The organism is Mycobacterium sp. (assembly GCF_039583785.1).
Lineage (GTDB): Bacteria > Actinomycetota > Actinomycetes > Mycobacteriales > Mycobacteriaceae > Mycobacterium.
This window is the reverse complement of record NZ_JAVKSG010000038.1, coordinates 1-13,228: the sequence shown is the minus strand read 5'-3', so window position 1 is coordinate 13,228 and position 13,228 is coordinate 1. Positions and strand designations below refer to the sequence as shown.

13 protein-coding genes and 2 pseudogenes are annotated in these 13,228 nt (G+C 65.0%); 8 read left to right on the top strand and 7 right to left on the bottom strand.

The window, feature by feature from the left end:
* Positions 1-4: 4 nt before the first annotated feature.
* The 4 genes from ABDV69_RS12870 to ABDV69_RS12855 form a co-directional block, all read right to left on the bottom strand.
* Entirely contained in the window at positions 5-790 is a 786-nt protein-coding gene (locus ABDV69_RS12870) for an ABC transporter permease (RefSeq protein WP_343574930.1), read from the bottom strand.
* A gap of 94 nt (positions 791-884) precedes the next feature.
* Complete coding sequence (locus ABDV69_RS12865) at positions 885-1,694, bottom strand: ABC transporter permease (RefSeq protein ID WP_343574879.1); 810 nt, start codon at positions 1,692-1,694, stop codon at positions 885-887.
* Positions 1,695-1,843: 149 nt separating this feature from the next.
* Positions 1,844-3,052, bottom strand: coding sequence for a CoA transferase (locus tag ABDV69_RS12860; RefSeq protein ID WP_343574876.1), 1,209 nt, complete (start codon positions 3,050-3,052; stop codon positions 1,844-1,846).
* On the bottom strand, positions 3,052-4,617 hold the full coding sequence (locus ABDV69_RS12855) for an aldehyde dehydrogenase family protein (RefSeq protein ID WP_343574873.1): 1,566 nt from the start codon (positions 4,615-4,617) through the stop codon (positions 3,052-3,054). Before ABDV69_RS12855 ends, ABDV69_RS12860 begins: the two co-directional genes overlap by 1 nt.
* A 258-nt stretch (positions 4,618-4,875) precedes the next feature.
* On the opposite strand from ABDV69_RS12855, the gene ABDV69_RS12850 reads away from it, so the two are divergent.
* The 4 genes from ABDV69_RS12850 to ABDV69_RS12835 all read left to right on the top strand — a co-directional run bounded on the left by ABDV69_RS12850 (position 4,876) and on the right by ABDV69_RS12835 (position 7,760).
* Complete coding sequence (locus ABDV69_RS12850; RefSeq protein WP_343574870.1) at positions 4,876-5,577, top strand: SDR family NAD(P)-dependent oxidoreductase; 702 nt, start codon at positions 4,876-4,878, stop codon at positions 5,575-5,577.
* Positions 5,578-5,679: 102 nt separating this feature from the next.
* Entirely contained in the window at positions 5,680-5,880 is a 201-nt protein-coding gene (locus ABDV69_RS12845; protein ID WP_343574867.1) for a ferredoxin, read from the top strand.
* 51 nt (positions 5,881-5,931) lie between these two features.
* A complete protein-coding gene (locus ABDV69_RS12840) occupies positions 5,932-7,332 on the top strand; it encodes a cytochrome P450 (RefSeq protein ID WP_343574865.1) in 1,401 nt (466 codons plus the stop codon).
* Between the two features lie 26 nt (positions 7,333-7,358).
* Positions 7,359-7,760 (top strand): hypothetical protein, encoded by a 402-nt coding sequence (locus tag ABDV69_RS12835; RefSeq protein ID WP_343574928.1) that lies wholly within the window; start codon positions 7,359-7,361, stop codon positions 7,758-7,760.
* Positions 7,761-7,763: 3 nt separating this feature from the next.
* Here ABDV69_RS12835 and ABDV69_RS12830 read toward each other — a convergent pair.
* From ABDV69_RS12830 to ABDV69_RS12820, 3 genes and pseudogenes are all read right to left on the bottom strand, one after another.
* Positions 7,764-8,347 (bottom strand): annotated as a pseudogene (locus ABDV69_RS12830) (acyl-CoA dehydrogenase family protein); the annotation flags it as partial.
* Positions 8,331-9,129 (bottom strand): annotated as a pseudogene (locus ABDV69_RS12825) (acyl-CoA dehydrogenase family protein). The pseudogenes ABDV69_RS12830 and ABDV69_RS12825, both read right to left, overlap by 17 nt.
* A 118-nt stretch (positions 9,130-9,247) precedes the next feature.
* On the bottom strand, positions 9,248-9,388 hold the full coding sequence (locus ABDV69_RS12820) for a hypothetical protein (protein ID WP_343574863.1): 141 nt from the start codon (positions 9,386-9,388) through the stop codon (positions 9,248-9,250).
* Between the two features lie 174 nt (positions 9,389-9,562).
* Between ABDV69_RS12820 and ABDV69_RS12815 the strand changes: the two genes are divergently transcribed.
* From ABDV69_RS12815 to ABDV69_RS12800, 4 genes are read left to right on the top strand one after another with little or no spacing between them, the layout of a single operon-like run.
* A complete protein-coding gene (locus ABDV69_RS12815) occupies positions 9,563-10,654 on the top strand; it encodes an amidohydrolase family protein (protein WP_343574862.1) in 1,092 nt (363 codons plus the stop codon).
* Positions 10,655-10,696: 42 nt separating this feature from the next.
* Positions 10,697-11,842, top strand: a complete 1,146-nt coding sequence (locus ABDV69_RS12810) for an amidohydrolase family protein (RefSeq protein WP_343574860.1) — start codon at positions 10,697-10,699, stop codon at positions 11,840-11,842.
* 1 nt (position 11,843) lies between these two features.
* Positions 11,844-12,263, top strand: coding sequence for a Rieske 2Fe-2S domain-containing protein (locus tag ABDV69_RS12805; protein WP_343574858.1), 420 nt, complete (start codon positions 11,844-11,846; stop codon positions 12,261-12,263).
* A 16-nt stretch (positions 12,264-12,279) separates the two neighbouring features.
* Positions 12,280-13,146, top strand: a complete 867-nt coding sequence (locus ABDV69_RS12800; protein WP_343574855.1) for an alpha/beta hydrolase — start codon at positions 12,280-12,282, stop codon at positions 13,144-13,146.
* Positions 13,147-13,228: the final 82 nt, after the last annotated feature.

The following is a 13,228-nucleotide window of genomic DNA, read 5'->3' as shown; positions in this document are numbered from 1 at the left end:
TTCCCTATCCCGAGAGGTTGAAGTTTCCGTTTGAGCCGTAGATCGACAGCGAGACCAGCAGCGTTACCGACACCACGACGATCAGCGACGTGCGTACCGCATTGCCGGTTGCGACCCCGACGCCCTCGGGCCCGCCCGATGCGAAATATCCGTAGTACGTGTGCAGGAGTAAGACGGCGAGGGCCATCAGCACCGCCTGCAGGAACGACCACAGCAGGTCGATCGGGTTCAGGAAGGTGTCGAAGTAGTGGTCGTACAGGCCGCCCGACTGGCCGAACAACACAACGGTGGTGAATTGGCTTGCCAGGAAGGACAATATGACGGCGATGCTGTACAGCGGAGTGATGGCGAGCATGCCCGCGATGATTCTGGTGCTGACCAGATAGGAGATCGGCCGGATCGCCATCGATTCCAGCGCATCGATCTCTTCGCTGATCCGCATGGCACCCAGTTGCGCGGTCACGCCGGCACCGAAAGTGGCCGCCAAACCGATTCCCGCGACGACCGGTGCCGCGATACGGACGTTGATGAAGGCCGCCAAGAATCCGGTGAGGGCTTCGATGCCGATGTTGCCCAGCGAGCTGTAGCCCTGCACCGCGAGCGTGCCACCGGCGGCCAGCGTCAGGAATCCGACGATGACGACGGTTCCGCCGATCATCGCCAATGTTCCCGCTCCCATGCTGATTTCGGCGATAAGCCGGATGATCTCGCGCCGGTAGCGGGTGACCGCGAAGGGTATGCCGGCCAACGCCTTGCCGTAGAACACGGTGTGGTCACCAATCGAGACCAAAACGCCGACGGGCCTGCGCCAGGAACCGAAGACCCGAAAGGTCCGCGGGTAGGTGGCTCTCAACGTCTTGACCACCGTCACAGCATCTCCCCGATCACTTTGTGGTGAATCGGATGCCGATCGCCGTGACGACCACGTTGACAACGAACAGCGCCATGAAGGCGTACACCACCGTCTCGTTGACGGCATTGCCGACTGCTTTTGCGCCGCCGCCAGACACCGTCAGCCCGCGGTAGCACGCCACCAGTCCTGCGATCAGGCCGAAAAGTGCGGCCTTAACGCACGAGATGATCACCTCGGGCACCCCAGTGAGCAAGGTGATTCCAGCGGCGAACGCGCCGGGGTTGACGTCTTGCACGAACACCGAGAACACGTACCCGCCAACGATTCCGATGATGACCACCAGACTGTTGAGCAGCAGGGCGACCAGCCCGGCGGCCAGCATCCGCGGTGTCACCAACCGCTGCACCGGGTTGATGCCGAGCACTTCCATCGCGTCGATCTCTTCACGGATGGTGCGCGAGCCGAGATCCGCGCACATCGCCGTCGCGCCGGCACCGGCGACAATCAGCACCGTCACCAGCGGGCCCACCTGGGTGACCGCGCCGAACGCCGCGCCGGCACCGCTGAGGTCCGCGGCACCGAGTTCCCGCAGCAGGATGTTGAGGATGAAACTGATCAAAACGGTGAACGGAATGGCCACCAGGAAGGTCGGAGCCAGCGCGACACGCGCGATAAACCAGGACTGTTCCAGGAACTCGCGGGCTTGAAAAGGTCGGCGGAACGCAAACTTGATCGCGTCGGCGCCCATCGCGAAAAGCCCACCGACGGCCTGCATTGCGCCGGCGAGACCATTCGGCATGCTGATCCCGATGGACCAGCGCTCCGCCCCGTTAGTCGCCATGGGCGCCCACCGTCCCTCCGTATCGTTTGCGTGAAATCACGCCCTCGAGCGGGGCGGGCCGGACGACCCCCACTTGTAGATGCGTCCGGCGATTATCACCCATGCCGGGTGCGCCGGGAGTGGAAATTGGCAACCCAAGTACCTCCGAATTAAGTGACGGCACCGATAGTCTTGAGCTCGATGATGCGGTCCCAGTCCAGGCCGAGCTCGGCCAAGATGTCGTCGGTCTGTTCGGCGAACCCGGGCGCGGGTCCCGAGACCGGTGCGGTCACGTCGAACTGCACCGGGTTGGCGACCAGTTCGAGTTCGCCTGCCTGCACGACATATTCATTGGCCCGAACCTGAGCGTCGCCGGCGGCCTGCAAGGTGTCCTGCACCGGCGCCCACGGCCCGGCGAGGGTGGCGAAGCGTTCGCTCCATTCCGCCAGGCTGCGTGTTGCGATCGCCTTGGAAAGGATCTGCACGGCCTCGGCGGTGTTGGCGGCGATCTTCTCGGCGCTGTCGAACCGCGGATTGTCGGCCAGTTCGGGTTGGTCGATGTGCCGGCAGACGTCCGCCCAGAACTTGTTGGCCTGCATCATCACGAACGAGATGTAGCGGCCGTCCGACGTCGCATACAGCCCCACCAACGGATTGACCGGAGAGCCGTGCACGCCGGGCGGAAAGGCCTCCATCCGCTGGCCCAGATGCCTGGTCAAGGCCACCGTGTGGCCCAGCGACCACAGCCCGCTGCCCAGCAGCGAGACGTCGACGACCGAGGGCTGCCCGGTGCGCTCCCGCTTGAACAACGCCGCTGCGATGCCGCCGGCGAGGTTGGTGCCGGAGATGGTGTCGCCGTAGGCAGGACCGGGCGGGCCGACCATGCCTGCGGTCCCGGGCGGGGTGATGGTGGCGGCGGTTCCGGCGCGGCACCAGAACGCCGTCATGTCGTAGCCGCCCTTTTCCGATTCCGCGCCACGCGGGCCCAGCGCGCTACCGCGGGCGTAGATGATCGTCGGGTTGACCGCCCGGATGTCGCCGACGTCGATGCCGAATTTCCTGCGGTGTCCGGGCAGGAAGCTGGTCAAGAACACGTCCGAGCGCTGCGCCAATTCGTAGAGCACCTCTTTGCCCTCGGGCACCGACATGTCCAGCCCGAGGCTGCGCTTACACCGGTTGGCGTGTTCGATGTTCGGGTTCGGATCGCCCTCGACCTTCAGCATGCCGGTCTGCCGCAGGCCACGCTGCGGATCGCCGGTGACCGCGTGCTCGACCTTGATGACGTCGGCGCCCCACTCGGCCAGCACCGCACCCGCCGACGGGACGAACCCATACATCGCGACTTCGAGGACGCGGATGCCTTCCAGCGGCGCCGCCATCACGCGACACCCCGGGCAGGCGCGGCAAAGGTCTTGCGCTCCAGGAATTCCTCCAAGCCCGCCACACCCATCTCGCGGCCGACACCGGACTGCTTGAAGCCACCGAACGGCGCGTCGGCGCTGAAGTAGTTGCCGCCGTTGATCGAAAACGATCCGGTGCGGATCCGGCGGGCGACCGCCAGGGCGCGATCTTGATCGGCGCTGAACACCGCGCCGGCCAGGCCGTAGATGGAGTTGTTGGCGATGCGCACGGCGTCGTCGTCGTCGTCGAACGCGATGACGGCCAGCACCGGGCCGAAGATCTCCTGCTGCGCGATCTCGCTGTCGGGGTCGACGTCGGTCAAAAGCGTGGGCGCATAGAAGAAGCCGGGGTCGAGTCGTTTGCCGCCGGTGACCAGGGTGGCGCCGTCGGCGATCGCGCGCTGCACCATGCCGTCGACCTTGTCGCGCTGACGCTCGTTGATCAGCGGGCCCATGTAGGTCTTCGGGTCGGCCGGGTCGCCGTGACGCACCTTGGCGAAGTTCTGCGCGACCAACTCGACGATCTCGTCGTGCTGCGTGCGGGGCACCAGCAGCCGCGATGCCAGCGCACAGCCCTGCCCGGCGTGGGTGACCATCGAGAAGGCCGCGAACATGCTGGCGTTGACCAAGTCGGCGTCGTCGAGCACGATCGCCGCCGACTTGCCACCGAGTTCGAGGAAGACCCGCTTGACGGTCGCGCTGGCCGCCGCCATGATGCGGCGTCCGACCGGGGTCGACCCGGTGAAGGTGATGACGTCGACTCCCGCGCTGGTGGTCAGGGCTTCTCCGACAGCGGCATCCGACGAGCTGAGCACGTTGACCACGCCGGGCGGGATATCGGTGTGGTTGGCGATCAGCTCGCCCAGCGCCAATGTGACCAACGGGGTGTCCGGAGCGCCCTTGAGGATCACCGTGCATCCGGCTGCAAGCGCCGGCGGCAACTTCGCCAGCGCCAGTTGGTTCGGGTAGTTGTAGGCGATGATCGCGCCCACCACCCCGGCGGCTTCCTTCTCCACCCAGCGCCGGTGCCGCATCCCGCGCGATTCGATGTCGCCGAGTTCCTCGGTCATCGGGTAGCTGCGCAGGACGTCGGCGTAGTAGCGGACGATCTTGATCGGCTCGTCCAGTTGGGCGCCGTGGGTGAGGGTCCGGGTCGCGCCAACCTCGGCGATGGTCAGCTCGCGTAGCTCCTCGGCGTGATCGAGCAGGGCCTGGTGTAGTTGGTCCAGGCAGCGGGCCCGAAACTCCGCATCGGTCGACCAGGTGGTGGTGGTGTCGAAGGCGCGTCGCGCGGCCGCGATGGCCCGCTGCGCTTCCTCGATGCCGGCGTCGGGGGCGTGACCGATGACCTGGCCGGTGGCGGGGTTGACGGAGGCGAACACCCGGCTCGTGGTGACGAGCTGACCATCGATCAGCAGCCGCCGATCAGGCCCGCGGTCCGTCGATGGGCTGTCGCCCAAGGTGGCGGTAGTCGTCTGGCTGCCCCGCTCCTGCGCAGAACGCGAAGCGTTCTGCATCGTCGCGGCGCGGTCCTGCGGCGGCATTCGGTCTCCTCGACAGCGTTGGATAATTCCATTCTCATCTTGGGCGAATCTTACATTCCGAGAACGGCAATTCAACCAAACGGGAGAAACGAGACTGCCATACTCGTAACCGACTCAGGCGTTCGCTATTTACCGCATCATTGCAGGCTAATTGCGGTTTCTGAGCCGTCTTGCACGCGGCCACAGCGTGAGAGTAGGGTTCTCACATTCGGAAGGGAGATTCTTTGTGTACGCCACGGTCCCTGTCGCGGTGACCCCGTGAGAACGGCTGTTGTCACCGGCGGCGGCTCCGGAATCGGCCTCGCCGTCGTGCAGCGACTCCGCGCAGACGGCTACCGGGTCGCGACTGTCGACCTCAAACCGCCCGACACCGAACTCGCGTTCACTGCTGATGTCACCGACCGCGGGCAGATCGACGCGGCACTGGCGGGCATCCGCGAGGAGGCCGGGCCGATCACCGTTCTGGTCAACGCGGCCGGGCTGGACGGGTTCAAGCGGTTCGCGCACATCGAGTTCGCCGACTGGCAGCGCCTGATTGACGTCAACCTCAACGGGGTCTTCCACATGATCCAGGCCGTGCTGCCCGACATGCTTGACGCCAACTGGGGACGAATCGTCAACATCTCCTCGTCCAGCACGCACTCTGGCGCACCCTTCATGGCGCACTACGTTGCGGCCAAGTCCGCGGTCAACGGGCTGACCAAATCGCTGGCCCTGGAGTACGGCCCCAACGGCATCACGGTCAACGCGGTGCCGCCGGGCTTTATCGACACCCCGATGCTGCGCAACGCCGAGCAGCGCGGCAATCTGGGCGACATCGAAAAGACCATCGCCGCAACGCCTGTGCGCCGGATCGGCAAGCCCGAAGACATCGCCGCGGCCTGCGCCTTTTTGGTGTCCGAGGAGGCCGGCTACATCACCGGCCAGATCCTGGGCGTCAACGGTGGCCGAAACACTTGACCAGCGAACACGTTTCGACTCAAAAGGAGAAGTGGTGAGAGAAGCGCAGGGCCGGGTGGCAGGCAAGGTCGCGTTCGTGACGGGCGCGGGTAAGGGACATCGATGAAAGTTCGGGTTGATTCCGACCGTTGCCAGGGGCACACGCTGTGCTCGATGATCGCGCCCGAGTCATTCGAGCTCGACGACATCGAAGGTCACGCGTCGGCCGTGTCGGAAAACGTTCCGGCCGAACACGAAGACGCCGTGCGCGAAGCGGCCCATTCCTGCCCGGAACAAGCCATCTTGATCGGCGCCGATCGCTAGTGCGGCGTCGCCGTGCGAAGCGGGTCGGCACCAGACCATACGGAGAGCTTCATGAGCGTCGACGACGACATCGACCGCAAGAAGAACCGGTACCACTTCGACCGGCACACACCCGAATACCGCACGCAGTTCGAGACGATCACCGCAGAGATCCACCAGCGGTGTCCGGTCGCATGGACCGACACCTACGACGGCCACTGGGTGGCCGGCGGCAGCAGCGCGGTGTTCGAGCTCGCCCGCTGCCCGGCCGTCTCCAACGATCACGACATCAATAGTGAACGTCGCGGGTACCAGGGGATTTCGATTCCCAAGGCCAAACGCGCTAGCGGTGTGCGCGGCGGGATCCTGGAGATGGACGAGCCCGAGCATCGCATCTACCGCACCGTGCTCAACCCCTACCTGTCGCCGGCGGCGGTCAAGCGCTGGGTGCCGTTCATCGACGAGGTGACCCGCGCCTGTCTCGACGAGAAGATCGAATTAGGACGCATCGACTTCGTCGACGACCTTGCCAACATCGTGCCCGCCGTACTGACCCTGGCCATGCTGGGCATCCCGCTGAAGAACTGGGCGATCTACAGCGAACCGGCGCACGCCTCGGTGTACACCCCGGAGCACTCCCCCGACATCGACAAGATCGTCGCCATGCACCGCCAGATGGGCCTGGATCTGCTGACCAACATGGTCGAGATCAAGGAGAACCCGCGGCCGGGAATTGTCAACGGGCTCATCGCGATGCGAATCGACGGCGAACCCGCACCCGACCTGGAGATCATGGGTAATCTCGGTCTGGTGATCGGCGGCGGCTTCGACACCACCACCGCGTTGACCGCGCACTCGATGGAATGGCTGTCCCAGCATCCCGATGAGCGCGAACGGCTGAGCCGCGAGCGCGCCACCCTGCTCGACTCGGCCACCGAAGAATTCCTGCGGTATTACACGCCGGCCCCGGGCGACGGCCGCACCTTCTCCGACGACGTGGAACTCGAAGGGACGCAGTTCAAAGAGGGCGAGCGGTTGTGGATTTCCTGGGCGATGGCCAACCGCGACCCGTCGGTGTTCCACGATCCGAACAAGATCATCATGGACCGTAAAGGCAACCGGCACTTCAGCTTCGGCCTCGGCGTGCATCGCTGCATCGGATCCAACGTCGCGCGGACGGTGTTCAAATCCATGCTCACCGCGGTGCTCGATCGGATGCCCGACTACGTCTGTGACCCCGAGGGCACCGTGCACTACGAGACCATCGGCGTCATCCAGGGCATGCGGAACCTGCCGGCCACCTTCACCCCGGGCCAGCGACTGGGCGCCGGCCTGGACGAAACGCTGGAGAAGCTTCAGAAGATCTGCGACGAGCAGGAACTGGCCCTGCCCATCACCGAACGCAAGGAAACCGCGGTTATCGACGGAAAATTGGCTTATATTCAGCCGACGAGCGGAAGGTGCATGACGTGAAGTCGTTGGCGCTGAGCATTCCCCTGATGGCAGCAGCAGTGACAGTGGCTCCAGTGGCCCACGCCCACATGCAATACGGCAACTACGAAGTGGAGTCACCGCGCGACCCGGGTCACTCGTGGCTGTGGGCTCTTCGGCCATGCGAACCTGGTCATCCCCCTGATTGCGTGCAGGACCAGGCCCAGCCCAGGCCCAACGGGCAAGCAACGCCCTGGTACTCCGTCGCACATCTGGTGAACAACCAGTACACGATGACCGTCGACGTGCCCGACGGCGTGCGCTGCACGGTCTACTTCCTGCCCTCGCACGACGTCTACACCTGGGACGCGACCTCGCTGACCGGTTCGGTGACATCCACCTTCGACAAGAGCTGCGGTGACGGGCCAGGCGGGACCGCCAGTTGGCCGTTCAGTCTCGTCCTGTTCTAGCGCCGGGTGCAGCAACCCGTCGGATCCGGCTGTGGACAGGGCGTTTTCGGATGCCTGCCGCTCGGCCTCGGATCCGAGCAGGCGCAGCGCCTGCCGGTCCATGATCGCGGCGGCGTAGTGGTCACGCTCGAGTGCGTTCGCCGGATGGAAGTCGGTGATGACGTTGTCGAACAGGTCGGCGCGTCACGCCGGGCGTATCGGTGGATATCACCAGTGCGCTGATTCCCTTATGTTTCGGCGCATCTGGGTCGGTGCGCACGAAGGTCAGCAGCACGTCGGCGTCGTGCGCGCCGGACGTCCACACCTTCTGGCCGTTGACCACGAAGTGGTCGCCGTCGCGCACCGCCTTGGTCCGCAGCGACGCGGCAATGATGTTGACGCCCTGCCGGTTGAAGCTGTGCTAGATCCGTCGCTTGCAGAGCTCTTCCAGGTACACGTACTGCTGCAGGACGGTGGCATTGCGGCCACCGCGACACCGACTTTGGCCGCTCCAGTGCCTCAGCCGCCGCGGCGGGCAGGTGTTCGTCCAGGAACGCGACGAACGCTGCGCGGAACGCCTCGACGTCTGGATCAAAGGTGAGCTGCACGGTACTCCTCGGTAATCCTCGCGCGGTGCTCGGCGGTTCCGCCGAGCATGAGCTCGCCGGCGTTGGCCCGCTTCAGCACGAACTGCAGATCATTCTCCCAGGTGAAGCCCATCGCGCCGAACAGTTGCAGGCCGTGCCGGAACACCATCGACTGGCATTCGCCCGCAACGGCTTTGGCCATCGCGGCGGCCAGCCGACGGCGCGGGTCGTTCCCGGCGATGGTCAACGCCGAGTAGTAGGCCCGCGCGCGCACGCTCGATCGCGACGTGCATATCGGCCGCCTTGTGCTGGACCGCCTGGAACGATCCGATCGGCACCCCGAACTGCTGACGGCTGCGCACGTGGTCGAGGACCAGGTCCAGAATGCGTTGGCACGCAACGACCATCGTCATCGCCATACCCATCAGCGCGACGTGGAGCGCGGCGTCGGTGACGACCGCCAGCCATTCCGCGCGATCACCGTCCAGCACATGGCGCCCGGTGCCGCAGGCCTGCGGGTCGAACCGGTCCCCGGCCAACGGCGCGAACTGGGTCATGGTGGCCAAGAACGGGGTGGGGTCGGTGGCGCGTCCCAGCTCTTCGAGGACGATCGCCAGTTCGACGGCGTTCTCGGGGTCGCTCATCTGGGTCCAGCCGTGTTCGACGTAGGCCTTCCACACCGGGGCCGGGCCCACGCCGTCCTCCGCCACGCGCCGGACCAGTGCCGGCGGGCACTGTTTGCCGACGGCGTCATGCACGGTTTCCTGCCAGAGTCGCTGATCGGCCTCGAATTCCAGCAGCATCCGGCCGACTCCTTAGCTCAGTCGACGCACCATCGACGGCTGCGCCAATTTCAGCCAGAGGAGCTCACATCCGAGCGTGAAGCTGTCTTCACGCCCGCGGCCGAGCGTGAAGCTGTCTTCACGCCCGCGGCGACGCCCTGGATCGACTCGTCGCGCGACGCCGGGAGACCACGCTGAACGACGAGGGCACCGACTCGGATTGCACGTCGGCGATCACACCGATCGAGCGGGCCGCCGGCGTCACTGTCGGTGACTTCAAAGCCCGAGAATGATATTATCGCTGATAAAGAACATGCTTACATCAATGTTGTCCGATTGTGGCCGCTATCAGGTGCGATGAATAATCGAAACGCTTACCGGAAACCCGTTGAATAGCGGTGAACGGGGATGTTAGTTTGGCTATCAGTCAGCCGATCCACGAAGGGTGGTTCAGGTGATCGAGCACCCGGACGGGACGCGCACGCCGCTGATCGACGCCAGCGTGCACATCTTCTTCTCGTCCAACAAAGAACTGCGCTCGACTCTCCGCGAGCCGTTCACGAGTCGCGGCTTCCCGGACTACGAGATGGATTGGTACGGCGCACCGGGCGGCGAGTACGCGCCCAAGACCCGGGGAACGGAACGCCAGTACCCCGGCTCGGACCCGGAATTCGTTGGCAATGAACTCTTCTCGAATCGCGGTGTGGATATCGCGGTGCTGCATCCGATGGGGCGCGGCATCATGCCGGACCGCCATCTCGGCAGCGCCCTGCACGCCGCCCACAACGAGATGATGGTGTCGAAGTGGTTGGAGCACAGCCAGTTCGGTGACCGGTTCCGCGGCACCATCCGGGTGAACCCCGACGACATCGCCGGCGCGTGCAAAGAGATCGCGAAGTGGCGATCGCATCCGCGCGTCGTCCAGATCGGCGTCCCGCTACAGTCCCGGGAGGTTTACGGCAAGCCGCAATTCTGGCCGCTGTGGGAAGCCGCGGCCGACGCGGGCCTTCCGGTGGCAGCGCACATTGAGGTCGGCTCCGGTATCGCCAATCCGCCGACCCCCAACGGCAACACCCGCGTCTACGAGCACTACGTCAGTTTCATGGCGCTGAACTATCTGTATCACCAGATGAACATGATCGCCGAGGGTGTCTTCGAACGCTTTCCTGGCCTGAAGTTCGTCTGGGCGGACGGGGCCGCGGATTTCATCACGCCGTTCATCTGGCGGATGGACACCTTCGGCCGGCCGCATCTCGAGCAAACCCCGTGGGCGCCCAAGATCCCCAGCGACTACCTGCCCGGGCACATCTACTTCGTCCAGGGCAGCCTCGACGGCCCGGGCGACGTCGACTTCGCCGGTGAATGGTTCGGTTTCACCGGCAAGGACGACATGGTGATGTTCGGCTCGAGCTATCCGCACTGGCAATGCGGCGACATCGACACACTGCCCAAGGCGCTGTCCGGAGAGCAGCGGGAGAAGCTGTGCTGGCGCAACGCTGCCAACCTCTACGGGATCGACATTTCGGCCGATCTCGCCAGCATGTAGTCGCAAAATAGTTGTAGCCCCAGGGAGAGCGAGGAGATCGAGATGACGCTGACCCATTCGCAAGAGCGTGTTCCGGCTGCCGAACGCATCGCCGTCCGGTGCGTCGATTCGGACGTCCACCCCGCGCCGCGGCGCGGCGAGCTCGTTCAGTACATCCCCGAGCCGTGGCGCAGCAAGTACTTCGGCGCCCGTGACGTGGGCGAGCAGATCTACTACGACGCCCCCGACTACGCGCACAGCTACGCGATGCGGACCGACGCCTTCCCGCCGGACGGCGAATTCGCCTGCAGCGACCCGGACATGGCGTTCCGGCAGCTGATCATGGAGGCGGGTTCTGACATCGCGATCCTGGAGCCCGGCGCCTACCCGGCCCGGTTACCCGAGGCGCAGCACGCGATGGCCGCCGCGCTGAACGAGTGGCAGGCCCACCACTGGCTGGACGGCCACAACAACTGGCACGAACGGTGGCGCGGCTCGATCTGTGCTGCCATCGAGGAGCCCGGACAGTCGGTCCGCGAGATCGAGAAGTGGGCCGGGCATCCCTATATGGCCCAGATCCTGATCAAGGCCGAGCCGCGGCCGCCGTGGGGCAATCCCAAATACGACCCGATCTGGGCCGCCGCCACCAAGCACGACATGCCCGTGAGCTGCCACCTGTCGCGCAGCCAGTTCGACGAATTACCGGCGCCGCCGGTCGGCTACCCCAGCTACAACCACGACTTCATGGTCACCTACTCACTGCTGGCCGCCAACCAGGTGATGAGCCTGATCTTCGACGGCGTCTTCGACCGCTTCCCCACGCTGCGGATCGTGTTCGTCGAGCACGCCTTCAGCTGGATCCTGCCGCTGATGTGGCGGATGGACGCGATCTACGACGCGCGCAAGTCGTGGCTGGACATCAAGCGCAAGCCGTCGGAGTACGTCAAGGAGCACATCAAGTTCACCACGCAGCCGCTGGATTACCCGGAAGACAAGACCGAACTGACCCGTGCGCTGGAATGGATGGAGTGCGAGAAGATCCTGCTGTTCTCCTCGGACTACCCGCACTGGACGTTCGACGACCCGCGCTGGCTGGTCAAGCACCTGCCCAAGTATGCGCGGGAAGCCGTGATGTACAAGAACGGCATTGCGACGTACCACCTTCCGGAGACGGTTCCCGTCCTCGAGGGTCAAGTCCGGGTGCTCTGACTTGCCGGTCGAAAAAACAGGGCCAGAATCCGCCCGGCCCCAATCCCAGCCCCGGCTCGCCCAGGGCCGCGAGCACGTCGTCGCCACCGTCGACGAGATCCCCTCGGGCAAGCACAAACTGGTACCGATCGGCCGGCATGGCGTCGGCGTGTACAACGTCAACGGAACCTTCTATACGATCGCCAATTACTGCCCGCACCAAGGCGGCCCGCTGTGCTCGGGGCGCCTGCGCGGACGCACCATCGTGGACGAAACCGCGCCGGGCGATGCGGTGATGGTGCGCGACAAGGAGTACATCTACTGCCCCTGGCATCAATGGGGTTTCGAGCTCGCGACCGGCACGACCGCGGTCAAGCCGGAGTGGAGTATCCGCACCTACCCGGTGCGCGTGGTCGGCAACGACGTCCTAGTGCAGGCCTGACCGAGAAGGAGAATCTGTGTCGTCGATCGAGGTGAACGGTGGCAACGTCGTCTACGAAATCCTCGGTGAGTCCGGCGATCTCATCGCGCTGACGCCCGGTGGTCGGTTCGGCAAGGAGATCCCCGGACTGCGTCCGCTGGCCGAGGCGCTGGCCGCCGGCGGCTACCGGGTGCTGCTGTGGGACCGGCCCAACTGCGGCGCGTCCGATGTGCAGTTCTACGGGCAGAGCGAGTCGCACATGCGCGCCGAGACCCTGCACAAGCTGGTGACGGGTCTGGGCTTCGAGAGCTGCATCTTAGCCGGCGGATCCGGCGGCGCAAGGGATTCCATGCTGACCACCATGCTCTACCCCGAGATGGTGGAGAAGCTGGTGGTATGGAACATCGTCGGCGGTATCTACGGCACGTTCGTGCTCGGCTCGTACTACATCGTGCCGAGCATTCTCGCCGTGCGCGGCACCGGTATGGCCGGTGTGGCCAAGGTTCAGGAATGGCGCGAGCGCATCGACGAGAACCCGGACAACGAGCGGCGTTTCCTCGACTTCGAGCCCGACGAGTTTCTCAAGTTGATGCTGCGCTGGCTGAATGCCTTCGTCTCCAAGCCCGGGCAGACGATTCCGGGTGTCGAAGACGAGATGTTTGATCGAATCAAGGTCCCCACGTTGATTATTCGTGGCGGCGAGAACGACATGGATCACCCGAAGCGGACGTCGCTGGAGGTCAGCTGCTTGATCACGGGATCCAAGCTCATCGACCCGCCCTGGCCGGAGGATGCCTGGGAGCGTGCGTCCGAAGACCGTGCTGCGGGTAACGTCAAGCACTTCAACATGTTTGACACCTGGGTGCAGGCCGCCCCGGCGATCCTGAAGTTCCTGGGTTGCTGATGCGGCTAGGCGGTGCGAATGCGGACTTCGCAGTTGAGCGACGCCTCCAGCGCGGTGTGAACCCGGCTCTCCGGGACGCGCT